16 protein-coding genes are annotated in these 19,319 nt (G+C 36.7%); 4 read left to right on the forward strand and 12 right to left on the reverse strand.

Annotated elements, in window-relative coordinates; all coding sequences use genetic code 11:
• Positions 1–512 precede the first annotated feature (512 nt).
• Complete coding sequence (gene galU / locus HHH54_RS01755; RefSeq protein WP_198617109.1) at positions 513–1,400, forward strand: UTP--glucose-1-phosphate uridylyltransferase GalU; 888 nt, start codon at positions 513–515, stop codon at positions 1,398–1,400.
• Positions 1,401–1,471: 71 nt separating this feature from the next.
• Here galU and HHH54_RS01760 read toward each other — a convergent pair whose 3' ends face one another.
• A complete protein-coding gene (locus HHH54_RS01760) occupies positions 1,472–2,665 on the reverse strand; it encodes a CynX/NimT family MFS transporter (RefSeq protein WP_198617110.1) in 1,194 nt (397 codons plus the stop codon).
• 135 nt (positions 2,666–2,800) lie between these two features.
• Here HHH54_RS01760 and HHH54_RS01765 point away from each other — a divergent pair, with 135 nt between their 5' ends.
• Positions 2,801–3,145: a DUF4889 domain-containing protein gene (locus tag HHH54_RS01765; RefSeq protein ID WP_198617111.1), complete on the forward strand. Its 345-nt coding sequence runs from the start codon at positions 2,801–2,803 to the stop codon at positions 3,143–3,145.
• A gap of 77 nt (positions 3,146–3,222) precedes the next feature.
• Here the strand turns inward: HHH54_RS01765 and HHH54_RS01770 are convergent, their stop codons facing one another.
• Together HHH54_RS01770 and HHH54_RS01775 are read right to left on the reverse strand one after the other, a co-directional pair.
• Positions 3,223–4,134 (reverse strand): EamA family transporter, encoded by a 912-nt coding sequence (locus HHH54_RS01770; RefSeq protein ID WP_198617112.1) that lies wholly within the window; start codon positions 4,132–4,134, stop codon positions 3,223–3,225.
• Between the two features lie 218 nt (positions 4,135–4,352).
• Positions 4,353–5,426 (reverse strand): M42 family metallopeptidase, encoded by a 1,074-nt coding sequence (locus HHH54_RS01775; RefSeq protein ID WP_198617113.1) that lies wholly within the window; start codon positions 5,424–5,426, stop codon positions 4,353–4,355.
• Between the two features lie 219 nt (positions 5,427–5,645).
• On the opposite strand from HHH54_RS01775, the gene HHH54_RS01780 reads away from it, so the two are divergent.
• Complete coding sequence (locus tag HHH54_RS01780; protein ID WP_198617114.1) at positions 5,646–6,587, forward strand: lactate/malate family dehydrogenase; 942 nt, start codon at positions 5,646–5,648, stop codon at positions 6,585–6,587.
• A 63-nt stretch (positions 6,588–6,650) separates the two neighbouring features.
• Here the strand turns inward: HHH54_RS01780 and HHH54_RS01785 are convergent, their stop codons facing one another.
• On the reverse strand, positions 6,651–7,013 hold the full coding sequence (locus HHH54_RS01785) for a DUF3139 domain-containing protein (RefSeq protein WP_198617115.1): 363 nt from the start codon (positions 7,011–7,013) through the stop codon (positions 6,651–6,653).
• Between the two features lie 185 nt (positions 7,014–7,198).
• On the opposite strand from HHH54_RS01785, the gene HHH54_RS01790 reads away from it, so the two are divergent.
• Complete coding sequence (locus HHH54_RS01790) at positions 7,199–8,803, forward strand: M20/M25/M40 family metallo-hydrolase (protein WP_198617116.1); 1,605 nt, start codon at positions 7,199–7,201, stop codon at positions 8,801–8,803.
• Positions 8,804–8,871: 68 nt separating this feature from the next.
• Here the strand turns inward: HHH54_RS01790 and HHH54_RS01795 are convergent, their stop codons facing one another.
• From HHH54_RS01795 to HHH54_RS01830, 8 genes are all read right to left on the reverse strand, one after another.
• A complete protein-coding gene (locus tag HHH54_RS01795) occupies positions 8,872–10,038 on the reverse strand; it encodes a nitrate/nitrite transporter (RefSeq protein ID WP_198617117.1) in 1,167 nt (388 codons plus the stop codon).
• A 358-nt stretch (positions 10,039–10,396) separates the two neighbouring features.
• Positions 10,397–11,047, reverse strand: a complete 651-nt coding sequence (gene nreC, locus HHH54_RS01800; protein WP_198617118.1) for a response regulator transcription factor — start codon at positions 11,045–11,047, stop codon at positions 10,397–10,399.
• Between the two features lie 11 nt (positions 11,048–11,058).
• Positions 11,059–12,102, reverse strand: coding sequence for a sensor histidine kinase (locus HHH54_RS01805; RefSeq protein ID WP_432813787.1), 1,044 nt, complete (start codon positions 12,100–12,102; stop codon positions 11,059–11,061).
• Positions 12,099–12,560: a nitrate respiration regulation accessory nitrate sensor NreA gene (nreA, locus tag HHH54_RS01810; RefSeq protein ID WP_198617119.1), complete on the reverse strand. Its 462-nt coding sequence runs from the start codon at positions 12,558–12,560 to the stop codon at positions 12,099–12,101. Before nreA ends, HHH54_RS01805 begins: the two co-directional genes overlap by 4 nt.
• 20 nt (positions 12,561–12,580) lie before the next feature.
• A complete protein-coding gene (gene narI, locus HHH54_RS01815; protein WP_198617120.1) occupies positions 12,581–13,258 on the reverse strand; it encodes a respiratory nitrate reductase subunit gamma in 678 nt (225 codons plus the stop codon).
• Entirely contained in the window at positions 13,251–13,826 is a 576-nt protein-coding gene (narJ, locus tag HHH54_RS01820; RefSeq protein WP_198617121.1) for a nitrate reductase molybdenum cofactor assembly chaperone, read from the reverse strand. Before narJ ends, narI begins: the two co-directional genes overlap by 8 nt.
• Entirely contained in the window at positions 13,819–15,375 is a 1,557-nt protein-coding gene (gene narH / locus HHH54_RS01825) for a nitrate reductase subunit beta (protein WP_198617122.1), read from the reverse strand. The genes narJ and narH overlap by 8 nt, the downstream gene beginning before the upstream one ends.
• The gene (locus tag HHH54_RS01830) at positions 15,365–19,036 is read right to left on the reverse strand and encodes a nitrate reductase subunit alpha (RefSeq protein ID WP_198617123.1); all 3,672 of its coding nucleotides are present in this window, start codon (positions 19,034–19,036) and stop codon (positions 15,365–15,367) included. The genes narH and HHH54_RS01830 overlap by 11 nt, the downstream gene beginning before the upstream one ends.
• Between the last annotated feature and the right edge of the window lie 283 nt (positions 19,037–19,319).

Raw genomic sequence — 19,319 nt, forward strand, 5'->3', positions numbered from 1 at the left:
TTCAGCTCTCGAAATGCCGTTCATAGCCTCCCACCACATATGTCACAAGGTCATTGAGGAAGCGATTAGGATTCAAGCAGAATGGAATAATGCGCAAAAATTGGTTTTTAATTTTAGCGCATTATGGAATTCTGTCGAGAATCCTGCTTCCGAAATGCCGTTCACATATTCCCACCACATATGGCACAAGGTCATTGAGAGAGCGCTTTGAATTCTAAAGAACCACTTCATATGGAGTCTCTTATTTAAAGGTTACTAACCACATTAAGCCTCCAGATGTTAGTGGTTCTTACAAATGCGTTCAAGCGCATTTGTTCATTTAAAACTTCCATAACATAAGAAAAAGTGCTTTTTCTTTAATTTGTACGTATTAGTATTTTTTATAGTGTAGTTTACTCTTTGAGATGAGGCTTCTAACCTGTATTTTTATATTTCCCACAATATTTAGTCATATCACCGAATATATATTATAATGAAATCAAACATCACACTTTAATAGGAGGATACTTTGAATGTCAAAGATCAAGAAAGCTATTATTCCTGCTGCTGGTTTAGGTACACGTTTTTTACCAGCAACCAAAGCAATGCCTAAAGAGATGTTACCTATATTAGATACGCCTACGATTCAATACATAGTTGAAGAAGCATCACGTGCAGGTATTGAAGATATTATTATTGTGACGGGAAAACATAAACGTGCGATTGAAGATCACTTCGATAATCAAAAAGAACTAGAATCAACCCTAAAAGAAAAAGGAAAATTCGACCTATTAGAGAAAGTGCAACATTCCGCTTCACTTGCGAATATTTTTTATGTGCGACAAAAAGAACAAAAAGGGCTTGGTCACGCCATTTGGACTGCACGTCAATTTTTTGGTAACGAACCTTTTGCCGTGTTACTCGGAGATGACATTGTCCAATCAGACAAACCGGCCATTCAACAATTAATGGAACAATATGATGAAACAGGCAAATCTATTATCGGTGTTCAAGAAGTGCCTTATGAAGCAACGCACCGTTATGGTATTGTAGAACCGTATTCACAACACAACAGACGCTATGAAGTTAAACAATTTGTTGAAAAACCAAAAGCAGGCACGGCACCTTCTAATTTAGCAATTATGGGACGCTATATTTTAACACCTCAGATTTTCAAATATCTTGATACTCAAGAAGCAGGAGCTGGTGGAGAAATCCAATTGACTGATGCCATTGAGCGATTGAATCAAGATGATCAAGTATATGCGTATGAGTTTGAAGGTATACGTTATGATGTGGGAGAAAAAGAAGGTTTTGTGAAAACAACGTTAAGTTTCGCACTGAAAGATCCAACAATGAAATTAGCAATTGCAAAATATATGAAACAATTGCTCGATGATTACAATAACACGCCATCTTAAATATGAAAATGTCTGAGGTTTAGATGCCATGTTTGAACTCATGAACAATACCTAAGCCTCAGACATTAATTCTATTTATCCTCAACATAAGCCGGTTGTGATGCGTATAACCCTACACCTAAAATGAATAGTGCCATGATCATAAACATGATAATGCCACTCACCCAACCATGTGTCATATCATATGACACACCTAGTGCAAATGGTCCAACCGCTGCAACTAAATAACCTACCGACTGACCAAATCCTGATAATGCAAGACTCCCTTTTGTTGTACGTGCTCGAATTGAGAAAAACGTCATACAAATACTAAAACAAGCACCAATTCCCATACCTGTTAGTATCATTGCTACTATTAGTGACCATGTTTGTGTCGTGAATAACAATGCAAAGCCAGCTAGCAATAACCCCACAATAATCAAAATAAGATTACGTTGGTTGTTCATTTTAGCAGCGAATATTGGGAAAGTAAACGTCATAGGAAGTTGAGAAAATTGATTAAGCATTAAAAAATAACCGGCCATTTCCGGATGTATGCCTTTGCTCACAAGAATTGACGGATACCATGCAACGATACTATAAAATATCATACTTTGAAAGGCCATCGTTAAGGCTACTGCCCATGCCATTTTAGACGTAATAATGCGTGTAGTACCTGTTTCGTTATCCTCTTGTTTTACTTTACCTTCACCTTTAATTTGAGAGATCCAGACAATCAAAGCAATTCCCGCAAACAGTAACCAAAAGACTAATGAGAATCGATAGCCTAATGGTGTCAAGTTTGAAAGTGGGTAACTTAACCCTCCTCCTAATCCTGCTGTTAAATTCATAGTCGCACTATAAATCCCTGTAATCACTCCTATTTGTAAAGGGAAACGCCATTTTGCATAGGCAGGTAACGTAACATTGGCAAACGCAATCGCAATGCCTAACAAGATTGTCCCTACAAAAAATAAAATAACATTTCCTGACACACGTATAATCAGTGCAACCATTGTTAAAATCAATGCGTAAAATAATATACGTGACATTGAAATACGTGTCATCACTTTTGAAACTAAAGGTGACACGATACCAAATATGATTAATGGAATTGTTGTAATCATCCCTGCAACTCCATTATTTATATCTAAATTCATTTTAATTTCTTCAATAATTGGACCAACTGCAGTCAAAGGCGCTCGTAAAGTTGACGCTACCAATACAATACCAATAACAAGTAGCCAATTATCCTGAATACGATGTTCATGAGTGATGTGCTGCATGAAACAACCTCCTATATTGATAATCCTATTCTCATCTGTGCCATGAACTTGTCACATTATTAATAAATTTTAACTTTTAGAAATTCAAATTTTCTATTATAATAATAAAAACACTTTAAAAGGAGTCTATTTTCTATGAAGAAAAATAAACAAGCTATGGGGTTCATCTTAATTGTTGTGATGCTCGTCATTACAGCCATTATTGTCGTCGGAATGATGATGTCTAGCCAAAAAGAAACGTATTATGGTTACATGAAAAATGAAACTACAGCTGAAAAAGTGATTAACGCTTCAGAAAAAACGGTGGAAGAAAATGTGACTATTCCGAGTGATCAAAACTTCCAACCTCAAGCTGGTGATTTTGTACGCCTAGTCAAAAACAAAGGCGATGAACAATTTAGTAAAAAAGAAGTCGTGAGTCATGATGATGTCCCGCATGGATTAATGATGAAAATTCACGACATGCATATGTCTCATTAAAATGAAAATCTTGCGTCGTTAATACTAAAGGGCAATTAGTAATATTACCCCTTCTATAACGACGCTTTTTATATGCTTTATTTATTTTTGACAACGGACAGTACGACGACCATTAAAATAATTAAACACACCCCAAGTAATTGCCATAAGCCAAAAGATACATTGAGCCATACAACAGAGGCCAAAAGCGCCATTAATGGTTCAATTGTCCCAAGTAATCCTGCCTCATGCGGCCATAAGTAATGTAAACTCTCTATATAAAACCAAAAAGCAAACATTGTACCAAAAATAATCGCAAACCAAAAATAGAGATGGGTTTCTAATGTCCACATTGATAAATCGACATCCCAAGGCGGATGAAAAAAGCTTAAAATAATACCACCAATAAGCATGGCCCATCCGACTACATTGAGAGAGCCCCATCTTGCTAAGAGTTTAACAGGATATATCGTATAAAATGCTAGTGCAATAGCTGAAGCGAATCCCCAAATAATCGCAAGCATAGGGACTTGTAAATTTTCAATGTTTCCATTCGTTAAGAGTAAATAAGTTCCAGATATCGCAAGTATTACTGCTAGAACTTCTTTACGCCCCAATGTTGTTACTTTTGTTAGGATGAGATAAAAGATAATAAAAATTGGGCCTAAATATTGTAATAATGTTGCTACAGCAGCGTTGCCATGACTAATAGATGACATAAACGTATATTGAACAGCGAGCATGCCAAATATTCCATAAATCAATATTTGCCGAACAGCGTGTTTATCCCACCAAATCACAAACACTTTCCGACCTTGTGTCAAAAATGCAATCAAAATTAAAAGTAATCCTGATATGATCAGACGTACTGCCACAAACCATGGTACTTCAAGCTCTGCATGCTGAAATAACCATTGCGAGACCGTTCCGCCCACACCCCAAAACGAAGCGCCGACAATCACCAGTATATAACCAATCCAACGCCGATGTTCATGTGTAGATGCCTTCAAATTCTAGCACCCCCTTTTGAGCTATATTTTAAGATGTCATATTGAAAAAAGATAGGGCTAAGGCAAAATTTATATACATATCGAGTGAATAGAAAGTCGAATTTTAAGTTTAAGAAATTTGGGATAAATATATGCTCTACTTTCTATTTTCTCTATTTTGCCTTTAACTCTATCTTTGATTCTATCTGTTTTTATTTAACCACTGAATCAGTGCTGACTTACCAAATAATTTGGTCTACTGTCTCATCATTTAATGAACGTACAATTTCAGTCACTAATTTTACTGCATTTTGGTAATCTTCAATGTGAATTACAGAAACATTTGAGTGCATATAACGTAATGGAATTGAGATAACTACTGATGGAATACCATCTAATGCTGTATGAATTGATCCGGCATCCGTACCGCCACCTGTCATTGAATCGAATTGAATATCGATTTGATGTGCTTTTGCTACTTTTTTGATATGGCGAATCAATCCAACATGACCGATGTTTGTCGCGTCCATATTTAACACAATCGGACCTTTACCTAATGCCGCATCGCCTTCACTTTCAAGGCCAGGTGAATCGTATGCTGCTCCAACGTCAACCGCGATGGCTAAGTCTGGTTTAATATGATGCGCTGCAACTTTAGCACCTCTTAAACCAACTTCTTCTTGAACGTTCGCACCAGCATATACATCAATATCTAGTTGTTCACCTTTAACTTCTTCTAATAAATCTACAGCAAGTGCACAACCATATCGGTTATCGATAGCTTTAGCTGTAATATAATTGTCGTTAAGTAATGTTTCAAATTCAGAATATGGTGTAATCATGTCACCAATTTGCACTCCAGCTGACTCCACTTCTTCTTTACTTTTAGCACCGATATCAATATACATTTTCTTGATTTCTACTGTTTTCTTACGTGCTTCTGGTGTTAATAAATGCGGTGGTGTTGAGCCAATAATACCTCTAATTTTTCGACCTTCTTCAGTTGTGATTGTTACTTTTTGAGAAAGCATAACTTGGTTCCACCAACCACCAACGGGCGTAAAACGGATATAGCCTTGATCAGTAATTTTCGTTACGATAAAACCAATTTCGTCAAGATGACCTGCTACCATCACAGAGCGTTTTCCAGATTGTGTTGTTTTCTTGCCAAACACACCACCTAAGTTGTCATAAACCATCTCATCACTATTAGGTTCTAACAAAGATTTCATCTCTTTTTTGATGTCATATTCGTGTCCGGCAATGCCATCAATATCTGTTAGTTGTTTTAATAATTGTTTTGTATCTTTCATCTTTTTTACAACCCCTTTTCCAGTTTAACCCTATCATATCAGATTTTTCCTAATGATGTACGATATATCCATTAAATATCATATATTGCATTATGATTCCTATCACGTATATAATAGATATACATTTGTAATTTTCAGAATTATATTCTCTATAATTTATGTAAAACAAAATGATGATGGCTCATCAACTTGATGACCATTGGATAAGGAGCGATGAATATGGCAAACCGTATTGCACTTATTGGTGTAGGCCGTGTGGGTAGTCAAATTTTAACTGATATTCAATATACAGGTCTATTTCAAGAAATTTATCTTATCGATTCTGATGAAAAACAAGCTGAAGGTGAAGTGTTAGACCATTTACATTTTCAATCTTTAAATGGTAGTCACCAAACTCGTATTTACAATGGTACTTATGAAGATTTGAAAAAAGTAGACGCGATTGTCATCTCTGCAAGTGTGCCATCTGACGCGTCTATGAAAGATCGTGCAAAACTAGCTTCTCTAAACGCAGACCTTGTTAATGATATCATGAACAAGATTACTGCTGTTACGACAGAACCTATTATTATAATGATTTCAAATCCGATTGATTCTATGCTTTATCTAGCTCAAACCCAAACAAATTATCCACTTCACAAAATTTTCGGAACAGGTACAATGCTAGAATCTTCTCGTTTTCGCGTATTAATCGCATCACATTATAATGTAGACCCTAAAAACGTTGAAGCTTTCGTAATTGGTGAACACGGCAAAACAACAGTTCCAGTATGGAGTCGTGTCCGCATCTTTGGTATGCCATTAGGTGAATTTGAAGCACTGACTGATGCTACACCAATCTCAAAACAAGAAATCCGTGATTCAATCGATGAGGTGGCATTTAATGTGATGGCAAATAAAGGTTGGACGAATAGTGCCATTTCTAGAGTAGCGGTGGATTTACTAGAAGCGATTATGTATAACGAAAATCGCATACTCCCGGTAACATCAGTACATCAATCTATTTACGATTACCAAAATGTAGCATTTAGCCTACCAACATTTGTAAACCGTGATGGTTATCACCATCCACTTGAAATTCAACTTGATTCAGATGAAAAAGCAGCACTCGATAAATCTGTTCAATATATTAAAGAAACGATTGAAAGTACTCAAAAATAATAAAAACCATAAAACTGAGGATGAGACATTACTAATGAATACTGTCTCACCCTCATCTTATGGCTATTTTTTCTTTAATTTATAATCTTCATCAAAGAAGTTATACCGTGCTTTTTTATCTAATTTTTTAGTATCGCTATTAAAGCCTTGTAAGAAAAATCCTCGTTTTAGACTCAACGGTTGTGCAATATAGGTATTCTTTTCATCCCCTTTTAACTTCATCTCTTTATAAAAAATACCTTTATGCGAATCATATTCTACTTTTTCTTCAATGATTTTATCATCTAGCTTTTGTTCTGTTAAATATTGATCGATCATTTTTACATTTTGACTTTTTTGATATGCTTTAAATGTAAAAAAGCCTGCAGCAACAAGCACAAATAGTATAATTGCTGCTACTATAAATCCTATTATCTTTTTTGCCATTTTGGATTTTGCCCCCATCTAAATTGCTTTACTTCTATACATATTATCACAAAATAAAATAGCTTGAGCTATCATTAAACAAAGTCACACAATCTTCAAAAATCAAAAAATAATTGTGAAAACGCTTTAAAACATTTAAAATAAATCAAAACGATTACTACTTAGGATTTTAGAGGAGAGATATTATGACAAAGCTGTGGCAATCTCAAGCAGGACGAAAGCAATTACTGAAGCACCTTGTTGCACATCATAGCGTAACACACTCTGAAGGAGAACGTACTTTCCCAAATTTAGTTAAACAACAACTCATGCAATTAACATATTTTAAGCAGCACCCAGACCATATTCAATTGGTTTCAACACAAGATCAACGTCAAGCCGTTGTTGCATTTTATCAAGCACCACGTTCTAAACAAACAATCACTTTAATTAGTCACTTTGATACTGTAGACGTAGAAGATTACGGACAGCATCACTCACATGCCTTCGATATAGATAAAATCACCCAAACTTTTCAAGAGGCTCCTCATTATTTAGATCAAGATGGGCAAAAAGATCTTGCGTCTGGTTTGTATTTATTTGGACGAGGTGTCATGGATATGAAGGCCGGTTTAATGCTTCATATGGCTTTAATTGAACAAGCAACACTTGAACAATGGGATATCAATTTGGTCTTAATGACAGTGTCAGATGAAGAAGTGAATTCACAAGGCATGCTTGCGGCCGTCAGTTACCTAGATCAACTGCGAAAGGAACATCAATTAGAAATAGCCTTGCATTTAAATAGTGAACCAACATTTCAACAAGAAAGTCATGATGACAACCATTACTATTACACGGGGTCCATTGGTAAAATTATGCCAAGTGTCCTCGTTTATGGTCGTGAAACTCACGTCGGCACTCCAGCTAGTGGTTTAAGCTCAAACTTTATTTTAAGCTTTATTCAACAGGAAATTGAGTATGCTTTTGATTTTCAGGAAACATTTGAAAATGAAACAACACCTATGCCCGTTAGTCTAATGGCACGCGATCTCAAATTACACTATGATGTGCAAACGCCATTCAGATCGTTCGCGTTGTTTAATTTGTTTTTATTTGAACGTCATGCAGATGCTGTATTCGAGCAATTTAATTTATCTGTACAAAATGCAGTGAAAAAGGGAATGGCTAGCTACAAAAAGAGATTAACTCAAGAAGGACTAACAGTAGATTTAGATATGCAGGTCATGACGTATCAAGAACTCTATCAATATGCAGTACAACATCACGGTAAAGAGGTTGTTCAGTCTATAGTTAATCAAGTCATACAAGATGAAAAAGAACCTTATCGTCAATCTGTTAAAATTGTTGATCAGCTTATGAACATATGTCGAGCGTTAGGTCCAACAACAATTACATTTTTCGCACCACCCTATTATCCAGCAACTAACGCATCGTATCACCCTATTATTCAAGCTATAGGACATACGATTCAAGAAACGTTACGTGCGCATTTTAATCGTACATCACACCGTATTCATTATTTTAATGGAATCAGTGACTTAAGTTACATATCGCCATCACCAAGCGGCTCAAAATTCGAAGCATACGTGCATAATACACCAGTCTTCAATGATACTTACACTATTCCATTTGAAGCGATTGAACGTATTCAAGCACCTCTTATAAACTGTGGTCCTATCGGAAAAGATGCGCACCAAATTGGAGAACGCTTGCATCAAACGAGCGCTTTTGAAGAATTACCAATTGTTTTGGAAACGATTATAAAACACCACTTTATAAATGCTTAAATTGTCTAAAACTAGACAAAAATAAGGTTGAGCTCTCCATTATGACAGCTCAACCTTAAGATTAAATATTATCTCAACACACTTGCTTTTTCACGTTTATCTAAGTTAAACATTGTAAATAATGCGATGAGTCCAAATATACATAGCAAGATAAATGCAAGGTGACTCGTACCTGTCAATCCTGTTACTAAAGTAATGACAATCGGTGGGAAGAATCCACCTAAACCTCCCATCATTGATACAATACCGTTCGCAACGCCCGCTTCTTTAGTGAAGTATAACGGTACAAGTTTAAATACAAGTCCATTACCAATACCTGCACAAACACTTACTGTTAAACATCCCACTGTAAATAAAAAGATTTGACTTGATACACCTAGTATCAATGAACCGATAATCATTAATACGAAAAAGACTTTTAACATTGTTACGGCATTAAATTTATCTCCTAAAATACCACCTAATGGTCTTAAGAATGTGGCAATCGCGATAAATACACCTGTTCGAATTCCTGCATCTACTTTATCTATACCAAAATGTTCAACTAAGAAGTTAGGTAAAAATAATCCAAATGCCACAAAAGCACCAAACGTGATAAAATACCAAAAACTTAAATAATACAATCTATAGTCTGCTAATAATTTTTTAGATTGCTCAACAAGCGGTACTTTAACTTTGGGTTCACGACTATCCCCTAAGAAGAACATGACAATCGCAAAAACGACCATAACAATCAAATAACTACGTACCGTATTTTGCCATCCAATCATACCTGCAATTGATGGTGCTAAAAACGCAGATACTGCTGTTCCTAAGTTCCCCATTCCATAGATACCATTAGCAAGACCTACTTTATCTTTAGAGAAATACTTTGGAATCGACGTTACACCAACAGCAAAGATGGCACCACCAACACCAAGGAAAAAGCCTGCAAACATCAACGCTCCTGGAGATGTAGCTTGACTTAATAAAAAGATAGGTACTAATAACACGATAAAACTAACTAAAAACACCCATTTCGCACCGATGATATTCGTTAAATATCCAAACGGCACACGTAACACAGATCCTAATATTACAGGAATTGCTAAAATAATAGAAAGCTGACCACTACTAATTTGAATATCCTGAGAGATAAATGGCATTAAAGGGGCAATAATACTCCAAGCCATAAATCCAGCAACTAAACTTAATGTTTGTAAAGCTAACTGTAAACCGCCACTCGACTTATTCATCATTCACTCACCTTATCTTTCTTCAATTCTAAAATCCTTAAAATGACTATCATAGGAAATTCCTCATATTAAGTGTAACGTTATTGTGAAAAAGATAACATAAGGAAATCCCCTAAACTCATAAAGGACTATCCCTAAAAAGCAGACCATTTTTAGAATTGAAAACGGCTAAACCTTTAATACAATAAGGTTTAAGTTATAAGTATTTATGACATATCCCAACCATTACACCACACTTATAATGCATTCTGTTAAAAGATAAAAGCTCGTCTTGAATTTCTCAATACAAAAAGGCTGAAATACAAATCATCAATCACTTTGTATTTCAGCCTTTATCATACATTGAAACTATATGGTATTAAAAATCAAGCAGTTTTTTCTTTAACGCAAATTCAACCAATTCAGGTTTTGATTTTAAATTGAGTTTGTCCATAATACGTGTTTTGTGTGCTTCTACTGTTTTAACTGACACAAACAACTTCTCAGCTATATCTTTATTGCCGTATCCTTTTGCGATGAGTGGCAATATCTCGAGCTCTCGTTTAGATAAAATTTTAAACGGATCATTAGAATAGTCGTCATTTTTGGATGACTGCACAAATTCTTTAACCAGTGATGTTGTCATTTTAGGGTCGATATACGTTTGTCCTTGATAAACAGTACGTATCGCTAATAATAATTGTTCATCCGGCGCATTTTTCAAAATATAGCCACTCGCTCCACTTCTAAGTACGTGGAAGAGATACTCTTCATCATCATACATTGTCAGTATTAAAATTTTAGTTTCCGGAAAGCTGTCCAGTATCTTACTTGTCGCAATCAGTCCGGACTCTCCAGGTGGCATACTCAAGTCCATAATTAACACATCTGGTTTATGTTCCATTACTTTTTGATATGCTTCTCCGCCATCTGCTGCAGTACCAACGACTTCCATATCGTCCTGAAAGTTCAGTATCATCGAAAATCCAGTGCGCACCACTGCATGATCATCAGCTATTACGATTCTCATCTTTATGTCCCTCACTTTTGACTGATCGGTACTTCGAGTGTCACAATTGTACCTTTCCCTTTTTGCGTTTCAATATTTAAATGTCCATTGACTAGTTCTGCACGTTCATTCATACCATATAAACCTAACCCTGAGCCTTTTGGTGATGCATTGGGATCGAAACCTTGACCTTGATCCGACACTTCTACATATAACGCGTCCTGATCTTTACGAACATTGACATCAACCGAATCGACCATCGCATATTTCATCGCATTGAATACCGCTTCTTGCACAACACGATAAACCACCGTTTCAACTTCATTATCGAACCGTTCATCTTGCATATCGAAATGATAATTAATCATCAATCCATAATTATCTTCAAGTTGCTTAAAATAGGACTTAAATGCAGCGTTAAGTCCTAAATCATCCAATGAAGATGGTCTGAGTTCTAATGATAAATTACGAATATCATCTATTAACTTCGTCATCAATCCTTCAATATGCTTTGAATGATCGACTAAAGTGGATAAGTCTTTTTGGTATTTTAACAAGCGTAATTCCACGTTAACATTGATGAGTTCTTGAATCACACCATCATGTAACTCTCGAGAAATACGCTTTCTTTCATTTTCTTGCGCTGCGATTGTTTTTTGCATCATGTTACGTTGATATACTTTTTCTTGTTGCTCTAATTGCGGTGTCACGTTTTGTAACGTGAACGCTTTAATGCCTTTTGCTTCGTCAACAACTTGATAAGATGCTGTAAATGGTTCAATTTTGTTTTCTGTTGTTCTCATAAACACTTGAAACGTTGAACCATTCATGCCTTCTGATTCTAAAAAGCAGTTATGACATGTTTGTAGTCCAAAATCATTAGTATGTCCTTCACATCTGCCGCATATTGCATTTGGCGTATTGCTAAAAATATTATGAGGCGATATCACGCGTTGTGCTGCCTCGTTCATATAAATGACCTTCCCCGCTCGATCGATAAAAATAATCATTTCAGATGTAACGCGATAGTAAGCGTTTAAAAATTGAGAGAGTTCATCATTTTTTGGTTCCACTATGTCATCACCTTATCTTCACTTGTTAAATTTCCAATACCTTTAATCTTTGAAATGTTTTGCGCAATCGGCGGCAGTGGTTTATGTGCTCTTTGTCCAAATAACAACACCCCTTTAACACGATGATTGTGCCAAAGCGGTATCGCAAGAAGTGAAGTCAGTGCCTCACTCATAATAATTGGAAAATTAAACAAAGTGTTTTGAATATCATCTGCAGTAGCATCAGAAATAATCATAGGTTTCCCCGTTTTCATGACATTACCTGCAACACCTCGGCCATGCCTTAAGACGATACGTTGATAACGATCATTAAGATTGCCTGAAACGTATCGCCATTTTATTTTAGTCGCGACATGGTCTTCTATAGGTAAGGCGATGCCAGCAAAATCAAATTGATATTCATGACGTAGTCTCTCTAATTCGTCTTGATACTCATACTGAGTAAAATCAATCTGTTTCACAGTCATCACTCCATATTAAATTAAACTTTATGCTTTCGGTAAATAATATAACTACGGCTTGCATACGAAACTGGTACGCTCCACACATGAACTAAACGTGTAAAAGGCCAACATGCCATAATAGTAAATCCTAATAGTACGTGTAGTTTAAATGCAAGTGGAACATGAGTCATTAACGTTGCATCCGGACTTAACATGAACAATCCTCTAAACCATATTGAAATCGTTTGACGATAATCAAAGTCTGGCGTTGTTGCATTTGTAACAAGTGTCGCATAACACCCAACAAATACGATAATTAACAATAGAATATTCACGAAAATATCTGATGCTGAACTTAATCGGCGTACATTTTGTTTTGTAATACGTCGTGCTGTTAATAAAAACATACCGATTAATGTTATTATACCAAAGATACTTCCAATATACACCGCGCCGATATGATACAAGTGATCAGATACACCAAGCGCTTCAAGCCAATGTGCTGGAATTAACAATCCTACAACGTGCCCCATAAATACTGGTATGATCCCTAAGTGGAATAATAAACTGCCCCATTTCAATTGTTTCTTTTCAATAAATTCACTTGATTTCGCAGTCCATGAAAATTGATCAAATTTATATCGTGCAATGTGACCAATGACAAAGATTGCAAGACAAAGATATGGAAAGATAATCCACAAAAACTGATTAAACATGTTGTGTCACCTCGTTGTCTTGTACAATACATCGTTTTAACGTTTCGCGAAGCCCGCGTATTAAATGACTATATGGGTTCTCTTTTTCTTCTAAATACTTCATAACTGGATACGTACCATCTTCAATAATCATGATGAGCAATTGGACATTCTCTTGTGCGCGACTATCTCCATCAAATTGTGCAGCATATAAAAATTCAAGCATTAACGGAAGATAATCTGACAGTTCAGAGCTCGGCATTTCGAGTCCAAACATTTCATAAAGCACTTTAAGCTTCGCAAGCATTTGCCCACGCTCTTTTTGTGTATCAAACTTATTGAAGGTCATATATAGCGTCGTTTTTTTGTTAAAATCAAACGTATCTGTGTACAGTGCTTTAATTTCTGACAAACTTTTCTCGTACATTCGTTCACGATATTGTTTCACATGAGGATACGCAGGGTGATCCTCAGTGAAAATATCGTTAAATGTTTTAGGATGAAAGGTTAACTTTTCCGGAAAACTCAATTGCTGACTCATATATCCTAATGTATCTTTATAATATTTCAGCATCTCAAGATCAATCACGGAAAATCCCTCCATAGAAATTATCATTATAAATTTCTTGTCCTGTTTTACCACCAGCACCTACTGGTACACCGCAACCATCACAGTTTGCACCAAAATGTTCGCCACCATAGCCTTGACTTCCTTGTGCAGTGTAAGTATCCATGTATTGCTCTTTATGTGATGTTGGAATAACAAAACGGTCTTCATGCTTAGCAATCGCAAGTAAACGATACATATCTTTAGCTTGTCGTTCAGTTAAGCCAACACGTTCTAATCGTGACATATCAAAGTCACGGCCAGTGTTTTGTGCACGCATATAACTTCTCATCATCGCCATACGTTGTAAAGAACCTTTAACCGCTTGTGTATCCCCTGCTGTAAATAATTCTGCTAAATATTGCACAGGTAAACGCATTTCTTCAATAGCTGGGAAAATTGCGTCAGGATTATGATTTGAATTTTTACCTTCAAAATAATTCATAATCGGACTTAACGGTGGGCAGTACCATACCATTGGCATTGTGCGATATTCTGGATGTAATGGGAAAGCAAGTTTATACTCAATTGCCAATTTATAGATTGGTGAATTTTGAGCCGCTTCAATCCACTCTTGCGCAATACCGTCTTTTTCAGCTTGTTCAATGACATCTTCATCAAATGGATTTAAGAATAAATCAAGTTGTTTTTCGTATAAGTCTTGTTCGTTTTCAGCTGACGCTGCTTCTTGAACACGATCTGCATCATATAAAAGTACACCTAAATAACGCATACGTCCCGTACATGTTTCTGAACACACTGTTGGAATGCCCGCTTCAACACGTGGGAAACAGAACGTACATTTTTCTGCTTTATTCGTTTTCCAGTTGAAATACACCTTTTTATAAGGGCACCCTGTCATACAATAACGCCATCCACGACAAGCCTCTTGGTCAACGAGTACAATACCATCTTCATCACGTTTGTACATAGCACCTGATGGACATGATGCTACACAACTTGGATTAAGACAGTGTTCACATAATCTTGGTAAGTACATCATAAACGTTTGGTCAAAATTAAATTTAATATCTTCTTCGATTTTCTGAATGTTTGGATCTTGTGGTCCAGTAATGTGGCCACCTGCTAAGTCATCTTCCCAGTTAGGCCCCCAATCAATATCCATACGGTTTCCTGTCATGACTGAATGTGCTTTCGCAACAGGTGTATGTTTAGCATCTTTCGCAGTTGTTAGATGTTCGTAATTATAAGTCCACGGCTCATAATAGTCTTTGATGACTGGCATATCTGGGTTATAGAAAATTTTCCCAAGGGCGATTTTATTAATACGTGTGCCTGACTTTAGCTCGAGTTTTCCTTTTTTATTGAGCGTCCATCCCCCTTTGTAACGCTCTTGATCTTCCCACTTTTTAGGATATCCAATACCGGGTTTAGTCTCTACGTTATTGAACCACATATATTCTGCACCCGGTCGATTTGTCCATGTGCTTTTACATGTCACACTACACGTATGACATCCTATACATTTGTCTAAGTTTAATACCATTGCCACTTGTGCTTTAATCTTCAAGCCAGTCCACCTCTTTCATCTTTCTTACCGCAACATATACGTCACGTTGGTTTCCAATTGGGCCATAATAGTTAAATGAATAACTAATTTGCGCATAACCACCCATTAATTGTGTTGGTTTTAAATGAATACGTGTAGGGGCATTGTGCGATCCTCCACGAGTACCTGAAATTTCTGAACCTGGTGTTTCGATATGTTTATCTTGTGCGTGATACATAAACATCGTTCCACGTGGCATACGATGTGATACAACTGCACGTGCTGTTACAACACCATTTCTGTTATATACTTCTAACCAATCGTTATCTTGAATATCATGTTGTGCTGCGTCTTCATTTGAAATCCATACTGTTGGACCACCACGGAATAATGTCAACATATGTTGATTGTCTTGATATGTTGAGTGAATATTCCATTTACCATGTGGTGTTAAATATCTTAATACAAGTGTATCTACGCCACCTTTTACAGTTTTATCTTTTGTGCCGAATACCATTGGAGGCAATGTTGGCTTATACACTGGTAATGACTCACCAAATTGTAAAAAGACTTCATGATCAATATAGTAACTTTGACGTCCCGTTAATGTTCTAAATGGTACTAATCGTTCAATATTCGTTGTAAACGGTGAATAACGACGTCCTTGTTTATTAGAACCTGGGAATACTGCTGTCGGAATAACTTCACGTGGTTGTGATGTAATATTTAAAAACGTAATTTTTTCAGACGCACGTTCAGCTGAGATATCTTTGAGTTCCATACCTGTTTGTGTCTCAAGGTCTTCATAAGATTTCTGTGAAACGCGACCATTTGAAGCGGATGAAACATTTAAAATCACATCAGCGACTTTACGTGCTGTATCGATTCTTGGCTTATTGTGTTTCACTGAATCATCATCCCAAGTTCCTACAATACTACGTAACTCATCATATTCTTCTTTTACTGAGAAACTTACACCATGCGCGCCGACTTTACCATTTTCAAGTAATGGTCCGACTGACACATACTTATCATAAACATCTGTATAAGTACGATCGACTACCGCGAAGCCAGGCATTGTTTTACCAGGAACCGCTTCAATATCACCTTTTGTCCAATCATGAACTTTACCATACGCTAGAGAAATCTCTTGTTTAGAATCATGTGCTAACGGTGACGTTACAACGTCTTTGAATGTGCCTGTTAAATGCACTCTAGACATTTCTGAGAATGTTTTACTTATCGTTTTGAAAATGTCCCAATCTGAACGTGATTCCCATAATGGATCAATAGCAGGATTAAATGGATGAATAAATGGATGCATGTCTGTAGATGAAATATCATGTTTTTCATACCATGTTGCTGCTGGTAATACGATATCTGAATAAAGTGGTGTAGCAGTCATACGGAAATCTAATGATACGAGTAAGTCTAATTTTCCAACTGTATCTTCACTCCACTCAATTTCTTCAGGTTTATCTGTTAAGTTCGGTTCTGCCATTAATGCTGATTTCGTTCCAAGCAAGTGTTTCATAAAGTACTCTTGTCCTTTAGCAGAACTTGAGATGAGATTCGAACGCCATACAAATAATGTTTTTGGATGATTTTTACGTAATCCAGGATTTTCAATCGCAAATTTCGTTTTACGTGTTTTAACATCTTCAATCGCTTTTTCTAAAATCGCTTCGTTTGTAAATTCTCCACGATCTCTCGCTTCTTCACCCCATAATAGACTGTTACGATCAAACTGAGGATATGATGGTAACCATCCATTTCGAGCTGCTAAGACGTTATAATCAGCTGGATGTTGTAATTTAATATTTTCTGCCAATGGTGAAGCTAAACGATCCACACCTGACTCCTCGTATTTCCATTGATCTGTCGCAAAATAGAACCAGCTTGTACCGTTTTGTAAACGTGGTGGACCTTGCCAGTCTTTCGCAAAAGCAATAGTGCTCCATCCCTCAATTGGACGACATTTTTCTTGACCCACATAGTGCGCCCATCCGCCGCCATTGACACCTTGACAACCACATAAGATGACTAAGTTCAGTACCGCACGATAGATTGTATCTGAATTAAACCAGTGATTAATACCAGCTCCCATGATAATCATAGAGCGCCCGCCTGTATCAATCGCATTTTGTGCAAATTCACGTGCCACTTGAGTAACTAAATTCGCTTTAACGCCAGTCACTTTTTCTTGCCAAGCTGGTGTATAGAATGAGTTTTCGTCGTCAAAGCCTTTGGATTCTAATGGATGATCAAAACGCTTAACACCATATTGACTTGCCATTAAATCATAAATCGTTGTAATTAAAGTTTCTTCGCCATTTGCAAGTGTTACACGACGTACTGGAATTGGTCGTTCAAATACACCATTGCCATTGTTATCGAAATAAGGGAATTGAATTGTTTCTATCGTATATTGACCCTTCGCAACAGTCATCGCAGGATCAATCGTTTGACCCGCTTCATTTTCAAGTTTTAAGTTCCATTGTTTTCCTTCTTCCCAACGTTGACCCATCGTACCGTTAGGAACTTGAATGGTATCTGTTAGTGTATCAATGACAACAGGTTTCCACTCACTATTTTCAGTTGTACTACCAAAGTCACTTGAACGTAAGAAACGCCCTGCTTTATATCCATTTGCATCTCGATCTAATCGAATCACAAAAGGCATATCCGAATATTGTTTTGCATAATTAATGAACATTTCTGACGGTTGTTCTTCATAAAATTCTTGTAAAATCACATGCGTCATCGCTTGAGCCAAAGCCGCATCTGTACCTGGATTTGGTGCTAACCAATTATCCGCAAACTTTACATTTTCAGCGTAGTCTGGAGCAACAGAAATCACTTTTGCACCTTTATAACGCACTTCTGTCATAAAGTGAGCATCTGGTGTACGCGTTAAAGGTACATTAGACCCCCACATCATAATGTAAGATGAATTGTACCAATCACTAGACTCAGGTACATCCGTTTGTTCTCCCCAAATTTGTGGAGAAGCAGGAGGTAGGTCTGCATACCAATCGTAGAAACTTAACATTTCTCCACCAAGTAAAGAAATAAAACGAGCACCCGCAGCATAACTAATCATTGACATCGCTGGGATTGGGGTGAATCCTGCAATACGGTCAGGACCATCTTTTTTAATCGTGTAAATCAATTGAGCCGCAATCAATTTAGAAATATCTTTCCAATTGACACGGATATGACCACCCTTACCACGTGCCTTTTTATAAATCATTGCTTTATCTTCATCTTCTACAATAGAGGCCCACGCCTTAATCGGATCACGATATGTTTCTAGTGCTTCTGTCCATAATTCCCAAAGTTTTCCCCTTACATAAGGGTATTTCACACGTAACGGACTGTATTCGTACCACGAAAATGACGCACCACGAGGACATCCACGTGGTTCAAATTCTGGCATATCTGGACCACAGCTTGGATAATCAATCTGTTGATTCTCCCACGTAATCACACCATTCTTTACAAATACCTTCCAAGAACATGACCCCGTACAATTCACACCATGTGTTGTACGCACAACCTTGTCATGACTCCATCTTTCTCTATACATCTTTTCCCACTCACGACTTTTATGCTCTAAAACTGACCAGTTCCCATTAAACTTTTCAGTCGGCTTAAAGAAATTCAATCCAAATTTTGCCATCTTCATCCTCCTCAATACACATCGGCATTCCTACTTAACTCAATTGTACAATTGTTCACAAATTCACGATATTAGGGAAATACCTAAAAATAACAAAAAAAGACTATAAAAAAGGTCATTGAGAGAGCGGTTTGGATTCGAGCAGAACCATAGCAATTCAAGAAATTGTTTACAATTTTGAAGAATTGCGAAGTTCTGTTGAGAATTCAGCTCTCGAAATGCCGTTCATCACCAAGGTTGTTGAGAAAGCGGTTAGGGTTTTAAAGAACCACTTCATATGGAG

The sequence above is a fragment of the Staphylococcus canis genome (genome assembly GCF_016238445.1).
Classification (GTDB): Bacteria; Bacillota; Bacilli; order Staphylococcales; family Staphylococcaceae; genus Staphylococcus; species Staphylococcus canis.